Genomic DNA, 23,190 nt, shown 5'->3' with positions numbered 1-23,190 from the left:
CCTCGGGAGTTGACCCTCGCGACTTTTCATGGTCGTCTGAATGCCTGGATGAGCCCTCGCACATCGATCCGTTCAACCCTTCTGGTGCTCGCAGCGGCGGCCCTCTCCGCCTGCCAGACCAACGCGGCCTCGCCCGTCCTCAGCACCTCCGCGGCCCTCTCACGCGGTTGCCCGGATGCGGAGCCGCCTCCGGATTGCCAGCTCATCACCGACGGCGGCGTCGCAGCGCCCATCTCTCCGGGAGGCCCGCAGGGGACTCCCCCCGACGCCGTCATCAAGGACTGCCGCGTCGTGCCCCGAGGGACATTCACGTACGGAAACATCAACGTCATCAAGGGCGGCGCGCTCTTCTTCCGCGACGAGCCCGGCGAGACCAGGCTCTATGCCCGATCCATTCTGGTGCAAAAGGGCGGCTCGCTCCGCGCGGGCGCCTGGTGCAAGCCGTTCGGCAGCGGCGGAGGCAAGCTCACGATCGGCCTCTGGGGCGGCGCGCCGGGGGTTGACAAGACACCTGGGGCCACATGCAAGGACGAGAGCGGCAAGGAGGCGGCCTGTTATCCGCCCGATCGGGTGGGTAAGCTCTGCACCGGCCCCGATCTCAACGACCCTTGCCAGGCGTCCGACACGCGCGAGACAGCGGGCAACAGCGCTCGGTTCGAGGGCTACGAGAATCTCCACGGCGACGGCACCTATTTCGGCTCCAAGGTCTTTGCCGTCAGCTACGGCGGCAGCGTCGCGCTTTTTGGCAAGAAGGGAGTCGCTGACAGCGTGCGCGCCAATCCCGAGGCGCCCGCAGCCCGCGAGCGGATGTGCGCGATCCCTCCGGCCGATCAGCAGCTCGACGACGCGGCGTGGGCCGCCGGAAGCGGGATCAGCTGGGCTCGCTTGAACCAGGGCGCGGCGCCGAGCTCCACGGCGCTCGTCGTGGACCGGCCGGTCGACTGGGCGCAAGGGGACAAGATCGTCCTCGCCACGACGGACTGGCAGCCGAGCCACAGTGAGCTGTTGACGCTCGCCGGCGCGAGCGGCCAGGAGCTCACGCTCCCTCCGGGCGGAGCGACCCGCGAGTTTCACGAAGGCAAGCTGTTTCAGATCGATCCAAAGCGCTTGAGCCACGATCCGGCGCGTACCAGGAAAACGGTCGACGTGAGGGCCGCAGTCGGCCTGCTCACGAGGAGCATCACCATCCGCTCCATGGGGGCGACCTTCGATCCGACGAGCGGCATGCCGAAGGACTTCCCGAGAGCCGAGGATTGCCGGCTCGATCCGTCCAAACCCCCTCCGCCCGAGGACTGTTATTTCGGGGGCCATGTCATCGCCCGCCAGGGGTTCGGGCGGTTTCAGCTCCAGGGCGTCGAGCTCTACCAGCTCGGTCAGGGAGGGAGGATGGGCCATTATCCCGTCCATTTCCACCTGGCCAAGGACACCTCGTACACCAACGCGTTCGTCGCCGACAGCTCCATCTGGGAGTCGAATACGCGCTTCGTCACCATCCATGGGACACACGGGGTCAACGTGGCGCGCAACGTCGGCTTCCTCTCGGTTGGCCACGCGTTCTATCTCGAGGACGGCTCCGAGATCGATAACTCGTTCTGCTACAACCTCGGCGTCTCGGCGCGCGCGACGTTCAAGGAGTACTTCACGGCCCAGGACCGCGACAGCCCGACGCAACGGTTCGTCCCTCCGATCCTCGACAAGGTCCTCAACGCGGACACGCAACAGCCGGACACGGTCGGCAGCGATTCAATGACCCCCGCGATGTTCTGGATCATGAACGCCGACAACGATTTCGTCGGTAACAAAGCCGTCGGCGTCGAAGGGGTGGGGACGTGCTACTGGCCTCTCCACTCCTTCATCAGCGGGCCGAGCCGAACCATGTCGTGGTCGCCGGGCTACGCCAGCTGGAACGGGCCCGGCCAGGTGGCGCCGCTGCGCCGCTTCCGCGGAAACTCGTGCTCAACGGCGGCCTACGCGATCATGATGGAGCGGGCGAGCGGCTTTCCCCTGCCCGAGAACCTGTCGAGCAACGCGGGCCTCACCCCGGTCCCCGCCCCTCACGACGTCGGCAGCGACATGCTGCCTCGGTTGAGCGCCAACTTCAACGCGACGAGGGCGACGAGCTCGGGAGAGCCGATGGGCACCTGCAGCCCGGGGATGAAGGGGAACCTGGCCGGTGTGCCGGGCGGGGGCGCCGAGGCGTGCGCCACGACCGTCATCGACCATTTCACCACCTCGTTCAACTGGGCGGAGGACAACGTCGGCTCGGTCTGGCTCCGGCCCTATCATTATCTGTTCTCCAACAGCGCGGTGACGGATCAGCTCTACGGCGGCCTCGGCATGGTGAGCGGCGGCAGCCCGGAGCAGGCGCTGCCCGGCCAGCTCGCGATCGCGGCGGACAGCGTCTTCGTCAGCAGCACCGCCGATCCGCTCGCGCCCGCTGCTTCTTCGCTCGGGCCGATCCTGTGGACCGACGCGAGCAAGACGTGCACGGGCGCCTTCGACAACGAGCGCGCCAGGTGCACGGGCGCCTTCTGCACGCTCAAGAAGGACGGCGTGTCCTACTTCGTCGGTGGCTTCCAGCCGAAGCGGCTCATCACCATCTACGATGGTCCGTTCTTCTCCGACGGCAACGTATTCATCGCCGACGAGCGAGCAGGCAGCCCGCCTTGCTGGAGCGTCTACTCGCGCACCAACCAGCCCCTCGTCGACAAGAGCCGGGTGCGCGTCGTCGACGCCGGCGTCGGCTGGAAACAGCCGAACGGCTTCTATTACCCGCCCGTATTCGCCTTCCGCGACAGCGGTTTCGGCCTTGCCTCGACGCGGCACAACGTCGTCGATCAGTACCAGGATTACTATTATGGCAATGGCGACCCCGTCCCGCCGAAGCCTGAAGTCCACAGGATCCTCGGCGATCAGAGCTTCACGCCGATCGACACGACGACCATCCTCAACGACCTCGACGGCACGCTCAACGGCATCAAGCCCAAGGAGGGGGTTGCGCGAAGCTCGGGCCTCAGCAACAACCATTTCTACGACGCGCCGATGACCGTCCCCGAGTGCAACTCGTTCGGGACGGTGACCATGCCCCACGAGTTCGCGAGCACCTTCATCGCCCGCCTCACCGCCATGCCGAGCTCGCCGGTGATCACCAACGACTCGCCGACCACCGACGACTCCTGGTCTGGCCGCAAGCCGGCGGTCGCCGTGTATCGCCAGTATCGCCTCGATTCAAAGGATCCGGCCGAGCGATGCGAGGGCGCCGCCACGATCTGCTCCGACGCTGCGACGCAGGCCTGCCTCCGCGGCACGTTCTTCATGGGCGCGGCGCTCGGCCAGGGGATGGGGCTCACCATGCGCAACGGGAAGTTCTTCATCGACACGGCCAGCGCCGCGCAGAACGGCGCCTGCCTGGGCGCCAGCAACGTCGGCTATCAACGGGCGAGCTTCGACAAGAACAACACCTATGCGGTCTACAACCTGTTCGCGAACAGCGAGACCAGGGTGACGTATCAGATCTACGTCGGCCCGAGCTTCGATCCGAAGAAACACTTCAACTGGGTGCGGGTGCTGCCGCACGGCAACGCGTCCACGCGGTACCTCACCAAGAAGGAGGCGAGCCTCCCTCCGCCGGACGCCGCCGCGTTCGACCGCAAGACGGGCGTGCTCACGATCACGATCGATCACAGCCGGATCGCGGGCTCCTTCGACTTCGACCCGAAGGACGATCTCCGCTGCCAGCCCCGCGATCTCTGCTCGCCGAGCCCGGACAACAAGGGGTGTGTCGCCGCCGGCTCACTCCCCAGAGGCTACGAGGGGCTGGAGAAGCTGGTCGCCCGCGTCTGCGAGACCTGGGCGGCGCGCGCGTACTCCGAGGTCAAGGACGTCGGGAGCCCGGACAAGGGGCTCTTCCTCGCCGAGTGCCCCGCCGGCGGCTGCCTCGGCTTCGCGTTCACGCTGCCGGCCGATTTCCAGCCCAAGCCGTACAACGCGGTGGACCCGAAGCTGAAGCTCACCGAGGTGTACCCGAAGAATGAGATCTGGAACCGGCCGATGGTCGCCGCCGACGCACAGAGCTGCCCGCTGCCGGCCGGATCGGGGGGCGGCGGCGCTCCATAGCCTCTCTCCCGAGGTTGCTTCAGAACCAGACGTGACGCTGGTTCGGCTGCTTGTTCATGCATCGAAAGGCGCGGCGTTCGCTCCTCAGCCTGCGGGAGCGACGGTCCGGCGGGTGTCCCCGTCCGGTGGGAGGGGATCAGGACCTGAGGGCGTCCGCGAGCTTCTTCTGCTCATGATTGGAGGGAATGCCTTGGTCGTCACGCCGCCTTGCCCGGCAGCAGGGACGGCCAGCTCCGCGGCGGCTTGAACCGGTGGGTCGGCGTGGGCCCGTCGACGATGTGCTCGACGCCCTCGAGGTGACTGCCAGGGAGCAACACCCCGCCCAGCGACTCCCGCACGAGCGGTATCCGCGCCGGATCGAAGCCCATCCCCTGCGAGGCGATCGCGTCGACGAGGCCCGGATCGAACCCGCCGATCAGGAGCCCTGCGCGCACGGGCGTCGCCCCGAGCGGCCCTTCGCCCTCGCCAGCGACGATGCCGTCTACGATCGTCAGGTACCGCCGCTGCGGCTCCACGCGCAGCGCGCCGCCGCGGTCCGCGAAGAACAGGATGCGGTTGAGATCCAGGATGGTCCGCCAGAGCGTGTTGTTCCCCTCCCAGCTGCCATCGATGACCTTCGGCGGCGCCCCGAGCCGCGGCGCGCGCGCGACGAGCGAGTGATCGCCGGGGAGCGGGAACCGGCTGAGCTTGTTCTCCACCGCGTCTCCGAGAGCTTGAGGCCGATCGAACTCGTCGCCGCCCATGGACGGATCGCCCTCGGTGAAGTGCGGGAGCCAGTACTTCTCGTTCGTCAACCCGATCACGCTCTTCAACGAGAGCGTGATACCCGTCTTCTTGTGCGTCTTCAGCTTGGGGAGGTTGATGACGACATCCGCGTCGAGGAGCGTCTGGGGAATGCTGTACTCGTGCCGCTGCCCTGCGTGGTGCGGCACCGGCGTCGCGTAATGGCTGCGGTGGAAGCGGAGCGCCGCGCTGCGCGGGGCGCCCGCGCCGGCGAAGAAGCTGTTCGAGCCCAGATCGACCACCCGGTAGCCCCGCGGATCGCCGGGCAGGCGGCGGCGGAGGAGCAGGCCGAGGTTCCAGGAGCGGCCGAAGCGGCGCACGTCGTCGAGCGCGAACACCGGCGCGACGCGGAAATACCGCAGGTCGATGAAGTCGATGTCATGCCCCTGGGCCTTCAGGTGATCGATGACGTCGAAGATGCCGAGCGGGCCGGCGACTTTCTCGATCTCGCAGCCCTCGACCGGGGAGTCGATGACGCGCACGCTCCCGCGCGGGCCGGCGGCGCGAAGCGCGTAGTCGAGCACGGGCCGGAGCAGCGAGCCGTGCGTGCTGGAGGCGGCGAGCCGCTCGCCCGTGATCTTCTGGTGAAGGTTCTTCGAGGAGACGAGGTTCGGCTTGACGACGACGCGGTCCCCCGGCGCGATCAGGTCGCCGAGCGGGTTCCACGCGGGCGTGCCGGCGCGGGCCGCGTCGAGGCCGAGCCGGCGGAAGAGCGCCTCGACGGCCTCGTAGACAGGGCTCGGCGGGCCGTAGGGCGCGCTGCCCCCGTAGCTCACGCCCGGCCTCGATACCGTCACCACGCGGCTGCTCGTCGCGGTCATCGGGAGCCCCCGGTCAAGCGCCCGCGCCGCTCAGGCCGGACGAGAGGATCTCCGCCGGCGCGGCGCGCTGGAAATCGACGTTGAGGCGCGAGACGCTCGCGAGGTGCTTGCCTGTGCGGACGAGCGCGATGTCGTCGGCGAACTCGACGTCGATGCGCATCCGCTCGCCGAGGTGATGGCGGAACGTCGCGAGGACCTCGTCCAGGACCTGCTGCGAGAACCGCCCGCCCTTGACCACGCGGAAGGTGATGGCGTCGCGCTCCTCCTGCACCACCTGGAAGCGCTTGATCGCGTAATCAAACTCCTTGAGGTAGTGCGCGAAGAACGTGCCGGGCAGATAGCGCCCGTCCGTCCCCCGGATGATGGACTGGACGCGCCCCTCGATGCGGCCGACGCGCGGCGCCCCCCGGCCGCAGGGGCACGGCGCGGACGGGGACATCGCCTCGGCGAGATCGCCGATGCGGTAGCGGACGAACGGCATGCAGAAGTTGTTGAGATCGGTGATCACGACCTCTCCGATCTCCCCCGGCTCGGCGGGGCGCCCGTCGCGCAGGACCTCGACGATGTACCCCTCGGCCACGACGTGGTGGCCCTCGTGCGCGTCACACTCGTACGCGATGCCCGAGAACTCGCGGCTGCCGTACTTGTCGAAGACCTTGCAGCCGAACGCCTCCTCGATGAGCCGGCGGCTCGGCAGCGGCAGCGTCTGCGCGCTCGACATGATCGCGCGCGGCCGAGCCGCGACCTTTCCTGTGCTCTTGACGTAATGGGCCAGGAAATCGAGCGCCTCGGCGTAACCATCCATGAGCACCGGCCGCGCGCCGGCGATCCTCGCGATCATCTCTCCCAGGTTGTCGTCGGAGAGCTCGAAGATCGGGATGAACGTCCGGTTCGAGAGGATGGCGTCCGCGCGCTCGCGGGCCGCCTGCCACTTCGTCATGCCGATCGTCTGGTGCCAGAGCCGCACCGTGGGGTCGCCGAAGCGGTAGCCCGTCCACTCCTGCGCCCGGAGCGTCGCCGCCCAGCGGAACTCGAGCTGAGCCCGGTCCGCGTAGCAGACGAAGGGCTCGCCGGTGGAGCCGCTCGTCGTGATCTTGAGGACCTGCGACTTGTCGTGGTTCTCCGACATGATGTCGAAGTAGAGGTGGCGCCGGATATCCGCCTTGGTGAGGAACGGCAGCTTGTGGAGGTCCTCCTGGCCGCGGATGTCCTCGGGCCGGAGCTTGAGCTCCTGCATGCGAGCGCGGTAATAAGGCACGTTGCGGTAGCAGTGGCGGAGCAGCCGCCTGAGCTTCTCGTCCTGGAGCTCGCGGGTCTGCGACGGCGTGAGCCACTGCGTCCTGCGCAGCGTCTCGTAGTAGTGCTCCACATCGCGCGTGATCATCCAGTGCGTGTGGTTGAACGCGGCCAGGTACGCGCGCCACCTCGCCGTGGAGAGCGGATCGCGCTCCGGCGAGCGGTCGATCACCGGGTTGAGGCGGAGGTACTGAGTGGCCACGTCCGGCGGGATCCGGTCCACGCGGTACTCCCACGCGGCCTTGCCGAGGTCGTAAAACGACTTGACCACGGCGCGCGCCGCGGCCTGGTCGAGGAAAGAGACGCCCTGCCGCCGCTGCTCGAAGAGCGTCTCGACCTCTTTGTAGGAGTAGCCCTTGGCGTGGGCGGCGACCAGGATGAAGGACTGCCAGTAAAAATAGCTGCCCTTGTACGTCAAGAGATCCTGGAACACCTCCCGGGCGCACATCACGAAGCCGCTCTTGTTGTCGTGGAGCGACATACCGAAGGTGGTGTTCAAGAGGCGGTTGAGGCCGCGGCTCAGGTGGTACCGGCGGTCCCTGCGGCGCCCGACGGCGCTCCTCCAGCCCTGGACGACATCGACGCTGTGCTCGTAGAGCTCGCGCCGGAGGCGCAGGAGGTCCTCGGGCTGGTACTGGAGATCGGCGTCGATGGTGGCGACGAGCTTGCCTCGCGCGGCGGCGGCGCCAGTGCGCCACGCCGCCGTGATGCCGCGGTTCTGCGGGTGGAAGCACCCCACGACGAGCCCGGGGTGCGCGGCCATGAGCGCGCTGATCGTCGCCTTGGTGCCGTCGGTCGAGCCGTCGTCGACGAGGATGAGCTCGCCCGTGAGCGCCCCTTCGCGGAAGACGCCGAGGATGCGGTCGGTGAGCTCGGGGATGTTCAGCTCCTCGTTGAGACAGGGCACGAGGACGGAGAGCTCGATCGGCGTCTCCGGAGCAAGCTCACGATGGGCATCGGTCATGGCGTGTTTCCCTAGTTTACCTGGAAGCGGAGCGCGCGACGGTTTGCGGGCGCGCGGCGCGCGGCGCGGCCCGGAGGCGGGGCCGGAGTCACAGGGGCACGCAGCGGAAGCACGCGCGGATCGGCAGCGCGTCGTGCGGCGCGGCGCGGCGCTCGGTCACGCGCAGGTGGCGCGCCAGCAGGCGGCCGAACTCCTCGGGTGTCCACTGGTGCAGGTGGTAGACGTCGCCGCCCCACTGGATCCGGTCGCGCAGGAGATAGCCCACCGGCGTGCGCCGCACGATGCCCTTCAGCCGCGCGATGAGCGGGTCGTTGGGCACCGTGATCGCGGCCACGCCGCCGGGGCGCAGGAGGCGGGCAATGGCCGCGAGGACGGCGGCGGGATCCACGGTGTGCTCCAGGACCTCGGTGCAGACGATGCGATCGAAGCTCGCGGCGGGGAGCTCGAGCTTGTCGACCTCGCCCTTGAGGAAGCGGGCGTCGTAGCCAGCGAGGTTCTTGCGCGCGGTGTCGAGGAAGACGTCGGAGACGTCGATCGCCGTGATGCGGGCCCGCGGGAACATCCGGAGCACGTGCCCGCCGCCCGAGCCGATCTCGGCGAGGTCGAGGCCGGCGCAGTCGCCGAGCATGCTGCGGAGGATGGCGAGCCGCTCGCGCTCGATGAGCCGGATCGGCAGCGGGGCGCGGTCGTAGTAGTCGTCGATCGGGTGCTCTCGGGCGAGGCGGTCGTTCAGCGCCTCCACGTCGATGTCGCCGGCGGCGTTCGCCATGGCCGGGCCCATAGCACGGGGGCGGCGGAGCCTCACCCCGGCGACCGCTCCGCGCCCGGCGATGTGACCGCGCGGCCATCCTCCGACGTGAACGTCGAGGTGGCGATCCGCCTGGTCGCCGCTGTCACCGGCCCCAGGCTGACCGACGTCGTGCTCCAGGAGATCGAGGCCGAGCTCGACGACGTGCCCATGTGCTGGTGTCGCAGCATCCGATGGCGCGCATGGCAACCGAGGACGAGATCGCCGGCTCGGCGCCATGGCTGTGCTCGGATGGATCGGCCTGCGTGACCGGTGCTCCGCTTCCAGTTCCGGTCGACGGCGGCTCCCTGGTCGTGTGAGAGGCCGCTGACGGTGTAGGGCGGCGCGCATCCAGCACGTCCGCCGGGAGACGCTGTTGAGCGCCCCCGGACGCATCGTCTGAGCGCGCGATCACGCGATCACGCGATCGCGTGATCACGCGCTGGTTGCCGCTGCGGGCGGAAAGAAAAAAAGATTGCTAAGACACTCCTTGCTGATGGTGCCCCAAGGGAGTAGCCTGGGCCCCTCACGACGTCACTGGCTCTCGACACGATGCGTTCTCTCTCCCTCCACGCGAGGGAGATCGTTGCTCGCGCGGATGACTGGACGACGCACCGTGTGCCTGCGCGGGTTCGCCGCGCGGCACGTCCCCGTTCGATCCGCGACGGCTTCATCGAATGGCAGGCGAAGAGCGCTCACGAGCGCAGCTGCAAGCCGTGAAAGTAACGTGTCATGGGTAATCGTCTCTATGTCGGCAATCTCTCGTACAGCACCACCCGCGAGTCCCTCGAGGCCGCGTTCGCTGGCAGCGGCGAGGTCCGCGAGGTCTCGATGCCGACCGATCGGGAGACCGGCCAGCCGCGCGGGTTTGCGTTCGTCACGATGGGCTCGGCCCAGGCCGCGAACAACGCCATCTCGCAGCTCAACGGCATGATGCTCGATGGGCGCTCGCTCAAGGTAAACGAGGCGCAGGAGCGTCCGGCAGGCGGCGGCGGCGGCGGCGGTCGCGGTCGTTACTGATCGCTCCTTCGTCGAGTCGGAACATCGCGGCGGGCCACGAAGGCCCGCCGCATTTATTTTGTCTTCAAGGCGCCCGAGCCGCACGCCGGTGCGCGCGAGCGCCGCGCCAGGCGAGAGGGCCGCTGGACCATGGGGCCGCTGCACGACGCCATCGTGAGCTGGCGCGGCCACCGCTACGGCGACTGCAACTTCAACAACGACGACGGCTCGCGCGACACGCTGGCCCTCGATATCGCCGACGCTCGGCGAGCTCTCCCTGAACAACCGCCACAAGTCCTCAATGAGCCCGAGCTTCGCGGTGCGCTGGTTCGAGGTCGACCTGGCCTATCAGATCGCCCGCCTGGAGCCCGCGGCCGCGCGTGCCGAGGAGGTCCACAGTCGTCTCTGGCCGCTGATGCCTGAAGCGCAGGATCGTGAAAAAAGCCCCGCATCGACGAGATCGACCTCTATGTTATCAACTTTCGTGGTGCCGCGGCTCGTTCTCTGGTACAGGATGACGCTCGCGCAGCGAAGTTGGACGCTCGCGCAGCGAAGTTGATAGCGATGCCGCCTGGACCCGTTGGGCTCGAGCGACAGGCAAGGCCGTAAAGAGCCGCTCGAGACAGCTCTGCATGCACATCCGGAAGCGCGCGCCCGGCGTGCCTTCCGCGCTCGTGCGGCTGAGCTCAAGGAAAGTGGTCGCCATGAAAGCGTGTTTATCGCGGGTCGTGGATGGCGTGGAACAGAGGCTCTGCTGGCGCTTCCAGGTGCACGGGAGGAGCGAGGCCCTGTACGAGCCGGCGGACGGCTCGCACGGTCCGTTCGATCGCGACCGCCAGCGGAACCTCAGGCTGGGCGAGACGTTCCAGCGGCTGGACCGCTCGGGATCTCCCCGGAAGTACGATGGGCTCTTCTGGCAGCCAAAGAGCTCGATCGACGGGTTCGGTCCGTAAGTGAGAGGCTGGACCGTGGCGGCCGGAAGCGAGGACAGCATCCATCTCCGGCATGACACGGAATCGTGAACTTGTCGCCGAGCTAGCAACCGAGTCGTGCAACACAGCCATGTCTACCTCCCAGAAGCCCGTCACCTCCGCCACCTTGCTCGCCACCGCTGCCCACCTCAACTTCCGCGCGACGTCCCGCGACCGGAGCGGCTCGACGCTCGGCGTGCTCGTCGACGCGTCCGGCGCTCAGCAGTACCTCGTGATCGCCTCTGGCGGCGCGGAGGGCACCTGGACGCTCGCGAGCGAGCTGCCCGTCGGCCTCGCGCCCTTTCTTCTGTACGAGAGCGCCGCCAACGTGCTGCGCGGCGGAAGCTTGAGCGAGGACGGGAGCATCTCCTTCCATGGAGCGCTGTATACGATCGAGTCATCGGTCGACGGCAGCACCCGCGCAGCGAAGGTGAGCGGTAGTGTTTGAGCGCTGTCGCGCTCGGATGCCAACCCGAGGATCTGGTTCAGCACAGTTGCAGCGCTGAGGCCCGAGCTCGCCTCCCGTCAGGGCTCGACGCGGCACCTCGCGCTGCACCCATCGCCCGCCGCCGTGTTGCCGTCATCGCACGTCTCGAGCCCGGCGACGTCGCCGTCGCCGCAGACGATCGCGGGATCGACCAGCGTGCGGCGCAGCGTGAGGTCGCTGCGCAGGGCGCCCACGTGCGCCTTGAACGCGCTCAGGTCGCCTCGAGTCGCGTCGCCGGCGCTGGCCTTGCCGAGCACCTGCTCCGCCCGATCGATGGCCGCGAGCACGGCGCCCTCGTCCCACGCCGCGCTCACGATACGGGCGAGCTCGGCGCGATACCGCTCGTCGAGCGCCGGGATCTCCCGGATCCGGCGCGGGAGCACGGCGACGGGCTCCGTCTCGGTGTCGAACTGCGGGTCGTCCAGGATGCGGTCCATCCCGTGGGCAATGAACACGAAGCGCCCGTCGGCCGGGTTCTCGTAGAGATAGTAGTTGTTCGCCCGGTAGGCGTAGCCGTCCCAGTGGCCGAGCAGCGTCTCGAGGGCGTAGCTCGTGAGGAACCGATCGAGGTCGAGGCGCTCGCTCACCTCCGCGGCGAGCTGCTCGTCCGACGCTTCCTGGATCGCGGCGGCGAGAGACCGGAGCTCTGCCCCGCCGCCGTCATCGCCGCCGTCGAGCTCCACGGCGTCGATGTCCTCGGCGAAGTCCCCGCAGCACGGGCCCTCGTAGAGCACGCCCTCGTCGTTCACCTCGCCGAAGTGCCGCCGCAGGAACCGCTTGTCGATGGCCTCCGTGACGACGTAGATCCCCTGGTCCGCGCCGTTGAGGCTCACCACCGCGTGCGCGGTGCGCGCCGCGGGCACGCCGGCGCGGTCGTGCAGATCCTCCCCGACCTGCTCGCGAAGGAACGTCGGGTCCTGCTTGGCGTTGTTCAGCAGGAGCTTCTTGAGCCCGTGCAGGCTCACCGCTTCATCGAACTCGTCGAACTTGAGGCTGAAGCTCGGCTTTTCGGACAGATCCACGGCCGAGTTGCCCTTCTGCCGGATGCCAGCGCCGCTGACGACCTCGCCGTCGTAGACGAGGGTGCATGGGACGCGCTGGTCGAGATCCGTGCGGAGCTGCCCCAGGTGGGCCTCATCGACGGTGATCGCGATCTCGTGCAGCGCCGTCCGATCGAAGACCACGTCGCTGCCCGGGTCGAGGGGCACACAGCCACCCTGGCTCGCCGCGACGAGCGCGAGGACCGCGGGCGCATGAAGGGATCTCATCGTTCCCGGCCTACCGCTCCGCATCGCTCCTGGACTCCGTAGTCTGGCCAGGGTGGCTCACCTCGGCGGGGAGCCGGCCGCCGACGGCGTGGCGGAGCTCGCCGACAGCGGTCCAGTAGCGGCGCACGAAGCGCAGCAGCCGGAGCTCAAGGCGCACGCGGCGCTCGTCGACCTCGAGCGCCCGCCCCACGTCGACGTTGCGCCCCTCGATCGCCCGCTGCGCCTCGGCGCCCGCGCGCTCGGCGGCAGGGGTCATCCGGCGCCGGAGCTCGGTCACGAGGGCCCGGGTGGCCTGCGCCTCGGCCAGGCTCGTCCGCACCTCGCGGGTCACGAGCTCGACCGCGGCGCCGAGCGAGCGCTGCTCCGCCTTGCGCGCCGCGTCCGCCGCGACAACGGCCGCGCGGTGCGTGTCGAACACCGGCAGCTCGATGCCGAGCCCGAGCGTCCACCCGAGGCCGAGCACGCTCTCGGGCCGGAAGTCGTAGCCGACCTCGACGAAGGAGAGCCAGGGCCACCGCGCGGCGCGCTCGGCGTGGAGCGTCGCTTCCGCCGCGTCGCCCTGCGCTGCCGCGAGCTCGATCTCGGGCCGGCGCTTGAGCGCGAGCTCGACGGCCTCCGCCTCCGTGGGGAGCTCCGGGGGAGGCCACGCGCTCTTCGGCGCGCCGATGAGGCGCACGGGCGCGCCAGGATCGAGCCCCATGCGCGAGAGGAGCGCCGCGAGCGCCGCGCTCCGCTGCGCGCGCAGATCCGTGCCGTCCTGCTCCGCGTCGACGGCGGTGAGCTCCGTCATCGCCTCGTCGACCGCCGTCGTCCGCGCGGCGGCGAGCTGCCCCTTCATCCAGGTGGCGAGCGACCGGCGCGTCTTGGCCACCGCGTCGGCGGCCTCGATCTCGGCGTCGAAGAGGAGCACCTCGTCGAACAGCGAGCGGACGTCGGCCTCGAGGGCGATCTCGATCTCGCGCGCGTCGGCGCGCGCCTTGGCCTCGTCCACGCGCGCCTCCGCGACGTTCGCGTCGACCTCGCCCGGGCGGGTCACCGGGAAGCGGAGCGCGGCGCTCAGCCTCGGCTCGCGCTCGATGATGCGCTCGAGCTCGATGTTCGAGAGGCGGAGCTCCGGGTTATCGAGGTGGTCCTCCGCGTCGACCTGCGCGGCGGCCGCCTCGGCGCGGGCGCTCTGCGCGGAGAGCTCGGCGCTGTGGTCCCTCGCCCAGGCGACGGCGTCCTCCACGGTCATCGCGATCGGCCCCGCGCTGGACGCGCGCGGGCCCGCGCCCGGGCCCGCGCGGCGGAGCGCCGGCGCGCCGGCGGACGCGCGGCCCTCGCGGTAGAGGGCGATCGCCCGGTCGGACGCCGCCGGCCTCGGCGGGGAAGAGCAGCCCGAGAGGGCCGCGCAGAGCAACATGACGGGGATCGCCGCGCGGCGGCGGCGCTGGCTCACTGGCCCCACGAGAGCTCCTGGAACGAGGGCGCGGCGGCGTCGAACACGATCGTCAGCGCGCCCGGCGTGAGCGACGGCGTGATCCCCTCGGGCTTGAGCCCCGGGAACCGCTGGACGAGGCGCGGCGAGAGGACGCCCCCCTCGGGGCGATCCACCCGCCACAGCGCGCCGGCGTCGCCGTCCGCCGTCGAGGGCGTCGACGTCAGGGCGAGCGCGCCGTCCGGCATGAAGACGAGCTCCGAGATGCCGCCCGGCGTGGGCTTCCCGTCGACCTCCACGTCGACGCGCGCGCGCGCCCACAGCGAGACGCGGGCCGCGTCGAAGCGCGCCGCCTCGGCCGCGGTCCGCTGCTTCTTCTTCGCGCTCGCGGCCTCGACCGCCCCGGCGCCCTCGCCGCCGAACAGCGCGCCGGGGGAGCCGACCCGCCAGATCATCGCGTTGCCCTGCGCGTCGAGCGGCGCCTTCAGCCCGAGGTACAGGGCGCCCTGCCGGAAGGCGAGGCCCTCGATGTCGAGCGCCCGCGTCCCCTCGGGGAGGCCGAGCGCCGCGGCGCGCGATGGGTCCGCGTCGAGGACCTCGGCCAGGTGGATCTCGCCATCGACGCGGAAGCCCTGGCCGTCCTGGCGGAGGCGGAGGAGCGCGGTCCGCTCCGACTTGCGCTTCCCCTTCTTGCTGTAGCTCTGCGACGACAGGAGGTAGATCTCGCCCGCGTCCCCGGCCGCGATCCCCTCGACGTCGTTCAGCTCGTCGACGCCGCTCACCGGCACCGGATCCGCGGCGACGGCGCCGCCCGCGGACATCGCGAAGAGCCAGGGCGCGCCCTCGTTGTTCTGCTCGTGGCCCGTGTCGTCGCTGACGATGAGGTACCGGGACTCGCCGGGGCGCGCGAGGACGCCGGACGGCTCGAAGCGCGTTCGGCTCGCCAGGGTCGGGGGCATCTTCATGGGGGACTGGGACGCGACCGCGCCGGCCTTCGGCGCAGCGCCGGACTTCGGCGCGGTGGTGGTGGGCTTCGGCGGCGGCGGCTGGGCGGGGGCCGCGCCGCGGCGCGCGTCGAACGTGATGTCGAAGGCCTGGCCGGGGACGAGCGCCATCGGCGCGTCCAGCGCGATGGTGACGACGCGGCCCCACGCCGGCATCTCCGGCGTCGGCCAGCAGCGCGGGGGGAGCTGGGAGACGAGCGGCCCCACAGCGACGACCGTGCCCGGGATCGCGTCGCCGAGCTGGCCCCGGATGTAGAGCTCGGCGGAGTCCCCGTCGTTGACGCCGAGGGCGAAGCGCTCGGGGACGCAGGCGACCGCGCGCGCGCCCGTGCGCGCGCTCAGGAGCTGCACCACGGGCATCCCGGCCGGGACCACGTCGCCGGGCTGCCTGTCGATGGACGTGACGCGCCCCGCGTTCGCGGCGCGCAGGACGTAGCTCGCGCGCCGCTGCTCGAGCATCGCGATGTTCTCGGTCGCGACGCGCACGTCCGCGTCGAGCTTCGCCGCCAGCCCCGACGTCCGATCCCGGAGGCCGTTCCGCCGCCGCTCCGTCGCCTTGAGCTGCTCCGTGAGCATGTTGAGCGTCCGCGGCTTCTCGCTGGCGATCGCCGTGACCGTCGCTTGCTGCAGGTCGAGCTTCGTCAGGTCGTCCAGCACGGCCTGCCGGTTCTCGACGAGCGCCTTCACCCTCGATATCTCGCTGTCCAGCACCTTCGCCTCGGCGACCGCCCGGCGCTGCTCCTCGCGGTGGACGGCGAGGTGGCGCTCGACCGTCTCGCGGTTCGTGTCGAGCTCCTGCTCGAGGACGGCGAGCTCCATCTGCAGATCGGCCTCGACCTGGGCCTTCTCCGCCCTGGCGACGGCGATCTCGGCGTCGATCACCGAGCTGTCGAGCGTCGCGATGATCTGCCCGGCCTCGACCTCCTCGCCGACGCTCACCTCGATGGAGGCCACCCGGGCGGTCTCTACCGGCGAGAGCGCCTCGGGCAGCGCCTCCGCGAAGCCGAAGACCCGCCCGCGCGGGCCGTTGCCCAGGTGGAGCCACAGGGCGGCTCCGAGCGTGAGCACGAAGGTGATCGCGGGGGCGGCGTCCTGGAGCGCCGCGCGGAGTCGCTGGAAGCTGTACATCGATGATCCTTGCACGGTGATGACGACGGCGGCTGTGTCAACGAAGCGAGAGGGCCCGCGAGGGCGTGACCGACAGGCATCCTCCGCGATGGACCTCGGCCGCTAGAGATCCAGCGTCGGCTCCTGAAGCATGAGAGAGACGTCCTGCACGCCCGGGATGGCCTGGAGCTTCGCGACGAGCGCCGAGCGCAGCTCGGGCGCGAGGACGGTGATCTGGTAAGCATGCTCCATAACGGTCCCCTGCGCAGCCTCCCGGAGGGTCACCAGCGAGAAGGTCCGGCAGTGGGTGCGGAGCACCTTCGCGAGCGCGTCCTCCACCTCGGGCACGGCGGGCGCGGTGAAGCGGAGCAGGCCATCCGGCTGTCGTCGCGAGCCCCAGCCGGAGAAATGGAGGAGCAAGGTTCCGGCGGCGAAGATCGCGGTCCCGCCGAGGGCCGCGCCGATCGCCTGGAGGCCGCAGGCGATGCCGACGCCGAGCGCCGCGAAGACGAACATGACGTCGCGGGGATCGCGCATGGTCGTGCGGAACCGGACCGCGCTCAGGCCCACAGCGACGCCGATGCCGGCGGCGATGCTGCTGCCGACGGCGAGCATCAGCATGCAGGTGATGACGCTTCCCATCGCCATGCTGTGCACGGATGAGCGGGAGTAGGAGAGCCCGCGAAATGTGGCCATGTAGACGAGCGCGACCGCCTGGCCGAGCCCGAACGCGAGCAGGAGCGCCACGACCGCCCTGCGGAGGTCCATGGCGCTCCCCTGGGTGACCCATCCGAGCCAGTCTATCATGGCGAGCCGCTCTTCCCTGCGGTGATCGCCGGGCGCTGTGCATGCGGATGCACGCGTTTCCGCGTCACGGCGCCTCGGCGGCGGCCCCGCGGCCAGGGTAGGGGCGCGCTTGTTTGATGTAGAGCGTCGGCGGCTCGTCGGGGTTCGCGTCGTTGTCGTACTTGAACTCCACGTCCATCGCATACCAGCCGTCGTTGCCGCTCGCCGGCCCATAAGCGGGGGAGAACCGCTCGTGGATGGCGTCGAGCGCCACGCCGAGCTGATGGACCTGCGCCGTCGAGAGGACCGTCTGGCCCTCCGGCATGAGGCTCGAGTGCGTCAGGTAGGTGACCGGCTGGTTCGGCTGGTTGAAGAAGTAGAGGAACGCGTCGTTCGTCACGCCCGCGGGGGGGGCGACCACCTCCACGTCACCGCCGCTCTGCACGTTGACGTAGAACGCGGGCTGGACCCCGGCCGTGTCGAACGGGTTGTTGGTGACGGCCACGCCGTTCGCCTCCTCGGCCGGGAAGTTGTGGTGCACGAGCAAGGCCATCCCGATGGTCCGGTGGTCGATGCCGTAATAGGTGCGCTCGTCGAAGGTGCGGAGCTTCCAGGCGCTCGCGTAGGTCTTGCGGATGGCGTCGAGGACATCCTCCCAGTCCGTCGGATCGCCGGTGTTCGAGTCGTAGCAGCCGGCGCACGGGAACCCGTCGAGATCCTCGCTGTTCGTGCTGGTGCGGAAGCGCATCGGGTGCCCGGGGTACTCCGCCTCGATCTTCGCCTTGAGGAGCTCCTGGAACTCGGCGTCGATGGGCGCGGCCTTCATGGCGTCGCGGAGCGCCTTCAGCTGCTCGTCGCGGGACGCGGCGTCGGTGTTGAACTTCGGGTCGGCGAGCAGCGCGTCGATCTGGTCGTAGAACCCGTTCTGCTTCATGAACAGGTCATAGTAGTACACCGGGATCGCAAAGGCCTTCTGGATGGGGACCTCGGGGAGCCTGGCCAGGATGGAGTAGTGAGCTGCCTTGCCGCCGAAGGCGAGCACGGCCTGCTTGATCGCGTCCCGGAGCGGCTCACCTTCCGGCGGATCGGGGGTGACCGCCTCGATGTCGCGCAGATCGGTGACCGTCAGATCCAGCTCGGGGAGCGTGACGGGCGTGGGTTTGTGCGCCTCCCAGAACGCCTCGGCCTCCGCCTCGGTGACCTCGCGGACGCTCCAGGACGACGCCCCCGCGGTGAGCTCGACGAGCTTGTCCTTCAGCGCGAGCAGGTCGGGGTGGCTCATGGCGTTGCGCAGCCCCATGTTGGGGGTGCGCCGGTTCTGGGAGAGCACGTTGACGTGCGAGAGGGGCGTCTGGAACTCCTCGGTGATGATCCCCTGGACGACCGAGATGTCGTTGGGCGCCTCGTCGAGGACGACGATGTCCTGGTGGGACAGGTACTCCGAGTCGAGATCCGCCGCCTTCGCGAAGTGGAGCCGGCCCACCGCCGTGCCCAGCGAGAGCGGCTGGTAGTCGATCCCGGCGTAGAGATCGCCGGTGCTGACCACGGGGATGTCGGAGGGGAGCTTCTTCGCCTCGGCCGCGACGGCCTCCGACGTGGGGTGGAAGGCGAGCTTCGACCCGAAGAAGGAGGCCGCCTTCACCGCCCTGAACAGGGTGGTGATCATGTCCGCGGACGCGGTGTCGTAGGGGGAGAGCTCGACGGCCCACACGTCGGGACCCTCGTAGTGCGTCACCGCGCCGAGGACGAAGCGGCGATCGGGCGTGAAGTACTCGGTCGCGTTGAACTCGGCGAGGGGCGGGACGAGGGGCAGCGCGTCGCCGGAGAGGTGCGATGACACGAAGTCGTAGTGGATCAGGTAGAGAACGCTGTTCTGGAAATACAGCGCGTTCTGATCGGCTTGATCCAGGACGACCTTGACCGACCGCGCGCCGGGCAAGCTGGCGTCGATGGGCACCGACGCGAGCGCCTCGAAGTCCGCGGCGCACCCCACGCGCTTCAGGAACTCCGTGGATTCATCGGCGTCCTTGCGTTCGCAGACCTCTCCGGTCACGCCGATGTCGTCCGAGCCGCCGCCGCACGCCCCCGGAAGCGCCGAAGCGAGCAAGGCGAGCGCGACGATCGACGTGATGCGAGTGCCTTTGTACATGATTCCTCCTGAGACAAGTAAGCTGACCGAGCAGCGGCGCGCGCCGGTAATCCCGCGTCAAGGCGTCAGGGCGTCAGCGCAAAGCAGTAGAACCCGCCGTAACCGCCGCCGGACCCGACGGTGACCGTGTTGGGCAGCGGCCCCCCCTGCTCCAGGAGGTTGATGCCCGGCGCGCACCCCGCCTCGTCGAGGGATGACATCCAGTTGGCCATGTTGATGTCGCCGCCGGGCCCGCCGCCGCCGCCGGGCCTGGGGCCGCCGCCGCTACCGGAGCTGCCGCCGCCACCTCCGAAGTTCCTGGGCCACGAGTGACCGACGCGCGGCCGCCCCTCGCTCGTGTCGCCCGACTTGGCCGTCCAGTCCTTGCAGGTCGCGGTCGCGCTGTAGAGCTGTCCCTTGTCGTTCGTCCCCGTCAGCATGTCGTGGTTGTCCACCTCGGGCTGGCTCGGATCGGGCTGGTGGTTGGGGACGCCGTCCTCGTTCGGAAAATCGTCGATGATCGCCTCGTCCGCCGCGACGGGGCGGTCGTTGAGCAGCTCCTCTTTGTTGTTGGCGAACAGCCGGCCGAGCCGGTCGTACCAGGGACCCTCGCCGATCCGATCGATCGCGTTGACCTGCTTGCCGTCCTCGCCTGCGACGGCGCTCAGGAAGGCGCGCCACTGCTTGCTCCCCGCGCCGGGGAGGCTCTTCTCGGCGATGGTCGCGCAGATCTTGTCCGCGCCGCGGAGCCCGGCGCCGGCGCCCGTCTCTCCGAAGCGGAGATCGCCGCCGAAGCCGTCCTGGGAGCCCGACAGCTCCTGCAGGGCCACGAGGCTGGTCACGAAGAAGCTGAATTTCTCGGTCGTCCCGCCGCCGGAGGTGGACGAGGTGGTGTCACCACCGGAGGTGGACGAGGTGGTGTCGCCGCCGGAGGTGGACGAGGTGGTGTCGCCGCCGGAGCTGGACGAAGTGGTGCTGCCGCCGGAGCTGGATGAGGTGGTGTTGCCACCGGACGACGAGGAGGTGGTGTTGCCGCCGGACGACGAGGAGGTGCTGGTCGAGCCGTCGCTCCCGAAGTCCACCTCCGAGTCCGAACCGGAGCAGCCGACCACGTGCGAGAGCAGCGCGAGGGTGAGGGGCATCAGCAAGGGGCGATAAGTGCGTGTCATGGTCTCTGTATCCCTTTCCTTGTTAAGCTAGATGGTCGGCCGCGCCGCGGATCGGCGAGGCTCACTGGCAGGTGAGATCGCTCTGGCAGGTCTGGCCGTCGGGGCACTGCGAGTCGTCGTTGCACGAGGTGAGCCCCGCGATCACCACCGCCTGCTCGATCTGGGATGAGACGACCAGATCGACCCGGCCGGGCGGGATCGTCGCGGAGCCCACGGACTTGCGCGTGACGATGATCGTCGGGAAGCCCGCGACGCCGAGGTCGAGGAGCTGCTTGACGAGCGACGCCGGGACATCGAGCGAGCCGGTGTCCTCGACGTTGCACTCGATCATCCCCTTCGTGCCCCCGTGATGGCTGATGTCGAGCTTCACATGGAGGTTGGAGATGCCGTCCTGCCCTGGCGGGGTCCACGCGAGCTGCAGGGGCTGACCGGGATCGAGCTCTATCGTCTCGTTCAGGAGATCGAGGGGGCTCACGCCCTTGGCCTCCACCGTGAAGGCGCTGAAGAAATCGCCGCTCGCCTCGAAGCGGACCACCTGGCCCTCGTCGGCGGGCGGGTAGCCGAGCTTCACGCCGGCGGGAGGCTGGTAGTTGTTCGCCGTGGGGCTCATGACGAGGGACGCCGCGCCCGACTCGAGGTTCAAGCCGGTCACCGTCACGTCTCCGGCGCTGTGCGCGGCCGGGTAGGGCTGGCACGTGTCGTCCTCCACGCAGACGGCGCTGCCCCCGCAGGGCTCGTTGCAGAACGGGACGCGCGGCGTGAGGAGCTGACAGCTCCCCTCCTCCGCCTGCACCTCCCAGACGATCTGCGAGGGCGTGGGGCCGTCGTAGATCTTCCCGATCACCGACGTGCTGCCCGACGCACCCGGCTCGGCAGAAGGCAGCGAGCGCACCTGGAAGGCGCCGACGAGCTTCGTGGGATCGCCGGTCGGTTCGCCCGTCCCTGTGGAGCCGCCGGAGCTGCCGGAGCCGCCCGAGCCGCCGGAGCTCGCCGAGCTCGCCGAGCTCGCCGAGCTCGACGTGTCGTTGGTGCCGTTCACGGAGCTCGAGCAGGCGAGCGAGGCGAGGGCCACGACCCCGCCAAGGACGCCGGTGCGCCAGCCGCCCAGTGAGGGGAATTTTTCAATTCGGCAAAGGTTTTGCGACATCTCGATGGCCAGGTGGCGACGCGGCGGGATCAGGGGTCAATCTTTTTTGAAGAAGCCCCGCCGCGCGGACGCCGGCGATCCGGCGTCAGGCCCTTGCGCTCAGCCGCCGTCGAGCTCGGACAGGCGCGCGCGCAGCCGCGGCGCGTGGACGCTCTCGCCGTGACGCGCGAGGAAATCGGCGATGGCCGCGCGCTCGTCGGCCGCCCGCCCGAGCCGGCGCAGGCTCTGCACCCGGCCGACCCGGGCCTCCGCGGCGAGGGGGCCGCCGGCGGCGAGGTAGCGATCGAAATAGGCGAGCGCCTCCGCCGCCTTGCCCTGGTGAAGCGCGATCTGCCCGAGCGACACCAGGGCCGCCCGCGCCTCGGGGCTCGCCGGGTACTGCGCGAGCAGGGCGCGGTAGGAGGCGTTCGCCTCGGCGCTCTTCCCCTGCCCGAGCTGGGCCTGCGCGCGCAGGAGCAGCGCTTGTGGACCCGCCGCAGGATCCTCCGCGCGCGGCCTGGGCGGCTGCTGCGCGCGATCCCGGGCCCCGACGGCGCCGGCGGCCGCGGGCTCGCCGGTGGGCGCGCCGGCGCCGGGCGAGGGCTCGGCGGCGGGCGCGCTCGCGCCGGGCGGCGGCTCGCCGGTGGGCGCGCCGCCGCCTGGTGAGGGCTCACCGGCGCCTGGTGAGGGCTCGCCGGTGGGCGCGCGGGTGCCTGGCGGAGGCGACTCCGGAATCGAAAGCGTGGGGAGGCTCAGGACCGTGCGCCGTGCGCCGCTCGGATCGAGCGCCTCGCTCCCGCTCGGCGCGGGCGCGGGCGCCTGCGCAGGCCCGTCGAACAGCTCCGCCGCGAGCGCGGCCAGGAGCGTCGCCGCGACGGCGACGCCCGCGAGCGACCCGGCGATCCCGCGCCGCAGCATCGGCCGAGGCGCTGCGCGCAGCCTCGCCGTGCTCTCGGGCGCGGCCTCGACGCGGCCGCCCCTGGCGTCGAGGCGAGCGGGTCGAGGCTCGAGGCGGGCGCCCCCGGGCTCGAGGCGGGCGCGCGCGAGCACCTGCTGCAGCATGGCGGCGTCGCTGAGCTCGCGGCCGTCGCCGCGCGCGTCGCCGAGCTTGCCGATGGCGGCCCAGAGCGGCGCCTCGCTGCGGAGCTCGGGGTCGTCCTGCTCGGCGCGGCGGAGGAGCTCCGCGTCCTCGGGGCGGATCGGCTCGCCGCGCGCCTCCGCGGCGAGGATCGCGGGCACGAGGTCCAGATCGATCTCGGACTTCTGCGTCCCTGTCATGATGCTCTCTTCCGGCCGACGGCGAGGTCCTGTCGCACCTGCTTGCGGAGCGCGCCGATCCCGAGGCGCAGCCGGCTCTTCACCGTATCGGGGCTGACCTCGGTCATTCCGGCGATCTCCTCGATGGAGTAATCGAGCGCGTGGTGCAGGAGGATCGCGTTGCGCTGCGCCTCCGGCAGCTCGTCGAGGTACGCGCGCGTCTCGCGCGGGAGGGCCTCGAACGGGGGTTGGTGCGGCGCCTGGGCGAGCTCGTCGTCGATCGCGCTCTCCGGGGCCACGGGCGCGCCTTCTCGGCGCTGCTGCCTGGCGTACCGAAGGATCGTCCGGACGGCGACGCGCCTGGCCCAGGCCTCGACGGCGGACTCGCCGCGGTAGCTCGACGCGCTCTCGAGGATCGCGAGCAGGGCGAGCTGCGCTGCGTCGTCGGCGTCGGCCGCGCTGCGGAGGAACGTCCGCGCGATCCGGCGGACCCGCGAGATCACGTGCGTCATGAGCCAGGCCTGGGCCTCCGGGTCACCCGCGCCGGCGCGGCGCATCCGTTCGAGGTCAGGCGGCACGGGCACGGCGGGTGACGGGGCAGGCGGCGGGGCGGGGGCGGGGCGCGTCATGGCGCTGGCCAGGAGCGGCTCGGGCAGGGGGCCGAGGCTCTTGGAGAGAGCTCGCGCGCGCTCAGCGTCCATCGC

18 protein-coding genes are annotated in these 23,190 nt (G+C 70.3%); 5 read left to right on the top strand and 13 right to left on the bottom strand.

The annotated features are described in order from the left end of the window. Positions 1-48 precede the first annotated feature (48 nt). On the top strand, positions 49-4,116 hold the full coding sequence (locus WME79_RS43135; protein WP_437527499.1) for a hypothetical protein: 4,068 nt from the start codon (positions 49-51) through the stop codon (positions 4,114-4,116). A gap of 197 nt (positions 4,117-4,313) precedes the next feature. Here WME79_RS43135 and WME79_RS43130 read toward each other — a convergent pair whose 3' ends face one another. The 4 genes from WME79_RS43130 to WME79_RS43115 all read right to left on the bottom strand — a co-directional run bounded on the left by WME79_RS43130 (position 4,314) and on the right by WME79_RS43115 (position 8,958). Beyond that, entirely contained in the window at positions 4,314-5,699 is a 1,386-nt protein-coding gene (locus WME79_RS43130) for a DUF362 domain-containing protein (RefSeq protein ID WP_437527496.1), read from the bottom strand. Between the two features lie 34 nt (positions 5,700-5,733). Beyond that, positions 5,734-7,980, bottom strand: a complete 2,247-nt coding sequence (locus tag WME79_RS43125) for a glycosyltransferase (RefSeq protein ID WP_437527493.1) — start codon at positions 7,978-7,980, stop codon at positions 5,734-5,736. An 88-nt stretch (positions 7,981-8,068) separates the two neighbouring features. Continuing rightward, entirely contained in the window at positions 8,069-8,749 is a 681-nt protein-coding gene (locus WME79_RS43120; RefSeq protein ID WP_437527490.1) for a methyltransferase domain-containing protein, read from the bottom strand. Between the two features lie 32 nt (positions 8,750-8,781). Beyond that, on the bottom strand, positions 8,782-8,958 hold the full coding sequence (locus WME79_RS43115; protein ID WP_437527487.1) for a hypothetical protein: 177 nt from the start codon (positions 8,956-8,958) through the stop codon (positions 8,782-8,784). A gap of 541 nt (positions 8,959-9,499) precedes the next feature. Between WME79_RS43115 and WME79_RS43110 the strand changes: the two genes are divergently transcribed. From WME79_RS43110 to WME79_RS43095, 4 genes are all read left to right on the top strand, one after another. After that, positions 9,500-9,787 carry an RNA recognition motif domain-containing protein gene (locus WME79_RS43110; protein WP_437527485.1) on the top strand — a complete coding sequence of 96 codons (288 nt, stop codon included), beginning with the start codon at positions 9,500-9,502 and terminating at the stop codon, positions 9,785-9,787. Positions 9,788-10,067: 280 nt separating this feature from the next. Continuing rightward, positions 10,068-10,325 carry a hypothetical protein gene (locus tag WME79_RS43105; protein WP_437527483.1) on the top strand — a complete coding sequence of 86 codons (258 nt, stop codon included), beginning with the start codon at positions 10,068-10,070 and terminating at the stop codon, positions 10,323-10,325. Positions 10,326-10,470: 145 nt separating this feature from the next. Then, the gene (locus tag WME79_RS43100; protein WP_437527481.1) at positions 10,471-10,719 is read left to right on the top strand and encodes a hypothetical protein; all 249 of its coding nucleotides are present in this window, start codon (positions 10,471-10,473) and stop codon (positions 10,717-10,719) included. Between the two features lie 109 nt (positions 10,720-10,828). Further along, positions 10,829-11,185, top strand: coding sequence for a hypothetical protein (locus WME79_RS43095; RefSeq protein WP_437527478.1), 357 nt, complete (start codon positions 10,829-10,831; stop codon positions 11,183-11,185). Positions 11,186-11,262: 77 nt separating this feature from the next. On the opposite strand, the gene WME79_RS43090 is transcribed toward WME79_RS43095, so the two are convergent. The 9 genes from WME79_RS43090 to WME79_RS43050 all read right to left on the bottom strand — a co-directional run bounded on the left by WME79_RS43090 (position 11,263) and on the right by WME79_RS43050 (position 23,187). Further along, entirely contained in the window at positions 11,263-12,492 is a 1,230-nt protein-coding gene (locus tag WME79_RS43090) for a CotH kinase family protein (RefSeq protein ID WP_437527476.1), read from the bottom strand. Positions 12,493-12,502: 10 nt separating this feature from the next. Beyond that, positions 12,503-13,939 carry a TolC family protein gene (locus tag WME79_RS43085; protein WP_437527473.1) on the bottom strand — a complete coding sequence of 479 codons (1,437 nt, stop codon included), beginning with the start codon at positions 13,937-13,939 and terminating at the stop codon, positions 12,503-12,505. After that, positions 13,927-16,041 (bottom strand): HlyD family efflux transporter periplasmic adaptor subunit, encoded by a 2,115-nt coding sequence (locus tag WME79_RS43080; RefSeq protein WP_437527470.1) that lies wholly within the window; start codon positions 16,039-16,041, stop codon positions 13,927-13,929. Before WME79_RS43080 ends, WME79_RS43085 begins: the two co-directional genes overlap by 13 nt. A gap of 102 nt (positions 16,042-16,143) precedes the next feature. After that, complete coding sequence (locus tag WME79_RS43075; RefSeq protein ID WP_437527467.1) at positions 16,144-16,827, bottom strand: DUF4956 domain-containing protein; 684 nt, start codon at positions 16,825-16,827, stop codon at positions 16,144-16,146. A 64-nt stretch (positions 16,828-16,891) separates the two neighbouring features. Next, complete coding sequence (locus tag WME79_RS43070) at positions 16,892-18,955, bottom strand: PEP/pyruvate-binding domain-containing protein (protein ID WP_437527464.1); 2,064 nt, start codon at positions 18,953-18,955, stop codon at positions 16,892-16,894. A 65-nt stretch (positions 18,956-19,020) separates the two neighbouring features. Further along, on the bottom strand, positions 19,021-20,103 hold the full coding sequence (locus WME79_RS43065; protein ID WP_437527462.1) for a hypothetical protein: 1,083 nt from the start codon (positions 20,101-20,103) through the stop codon (positions 19,021-19,023). A gap of 61 nt (positions 20,104-20,164) precedes the next feature. Then, entirely contained in the window at positions 20,165-21,175 is a 1,011-nt protein-coding gene (locus WME79_RS43060; protein WP_437527460.1) for a hypothetical protein, read from the bottom strand. A 174-nt stretch (positions 21,176-21,349) separates the two neighbouring features. Then, positions 21,350-22,507, bottom strand: coding sequence for a tetratricopeptide repeat protein (locus WME79_RS43055; RefSeq protein ID WP_437527457.1), 1,158 nt, complete (start codon positions 22,505-22,507; stop codon positions 21,350-21,352). Beyond that, positions 22,504-23,187: an RNA polymerase sigma factor gene (locus WME79_RS43050; RefSeq protein ID WP_437527454.1), complete on the bottom strand. Its 684-nt coding sequence runs from the start codon at positions 23,185-23,187 to the stop codon at positions 22,504-22,506. Before WME79_RS43050 ends, WME79_RS43055 begins: the two co-directional genes overlap by 4 nt. Positions 23,188-23,190: the final 3 nt, after the last annotated feature.

Source organism: Sorangium sp. So ce726, from assembly GCF_051521405.1.
GTDB lineage: Bacteria > Myxococcota_A > Polyangia > Polyangiales > Polyangiaceae > Sorangium.
Note: the sequence above shows the minus strand (reverse complement) of the source record. Positions and strands in the feature narration are given on the sequence as shown.

Coding starts and splice junctions, on each gene's coding strand:
- WME79_RS43055 (WP_437527457.1), bottom strand. CDS start 22,507: ATGACAGGGACGCAGAAGTCCGAGATCGATCTGGACCTCGTGCCCGCG.
- WME79_RS43110 (WP_437527485.1), top strand. CDS start 9,500: ATGGGTAATCGTCTCTATGTCGGCAATCTCTCGTACAGCACCACCCGC.
- WME79_RS43065 (WP_437527462.1), bottom strand. CDS start 20,103: ATGACACGCACTTATCGCCCCTTGCTGATGCCCCTCACCCTCGCGCTG.
- WME79_RS43050 (WP_437527454.1), bottom strand. CDS start 23,187: ATGGACGCTGAGCGCGCGCGAGCTCTCTCCAAGAGCCTCGGCCCCCTG.
- WME79_RS43070 (WP_437527464.1), bottom strand. CDS start 18,955: ATGTACAAAGGCACTCGCATCACGTCGATCGTCGCGCTCGCCTTGCTC.
- WME79_RS43105 (WP_437527483.1), top strand. CDS start 10,068: ATGAGCCCGAGCTTCGCGGTGCGCTGGTTCGAGGTCGACCTGGCCTAT.
- WME79_RS43095 (WP_437527478.1), top strand. CDS start 10,829: ATGTCTACCTCCCAGAAGCCCGTCACCTCCGCCACCTTGCTCGCCACC.
- WME79_RS43115 (WP_437527487.1), bottom strand. CDS start 8,958: ATGCTGCGACACCAGCACATGGGCACGTCGTCGAGCTCGGCCTCGATC.
- WME79_RS43090 (WP_437527476.1), bottom strand. CDS start 12,492: ATGAGATCCCTTCATGCGCCCGCGGTCCTCGCGCTCGTCGCGGCGAGC.
- WME79_RS43135 (WP_437527499.1), top strand. CDS start 49: ATGAGCCCTCGCACATCGATCCGTTCAACCCTTCTGGTGCTCGCAGCG.
- WME79_RS43100 (WP_437527481.1), top strand. CDS start 10,471: ATGAAAGCGTGTTTATCGCGGGTCGTGGATGGCGTGGAACAGAGGCTC.
- WME79_RS43125 (WP_437527493.1), bottom strand. CDS start 7,980: ATGACCGATGCCCATCGTGAGCTTGCTCCGGAGACGCCGATCGAGCTC.
- WME79_RS43120 (WP_437527490.1), bottom strand. CDS start 8,749: ATGGCGAACGCCGCCGGCGACATCGACGTGGAGGCGCTGAACGACCGC.
- WME79_RS43075 (WP_437527467.1), bottom strand. CDS start 16,827: ATGATAGACTGGCTCGGATGGGTCACCCAGGGGAGCGCCATGGACCTC.
- WME79_RS43080 (WP_437527470.1), bottom strand. CDS start 16,041: ATGTACAGCTTCCAGCGACTCCGCGCGGCGCTCCAGGACGCCGCCCCC.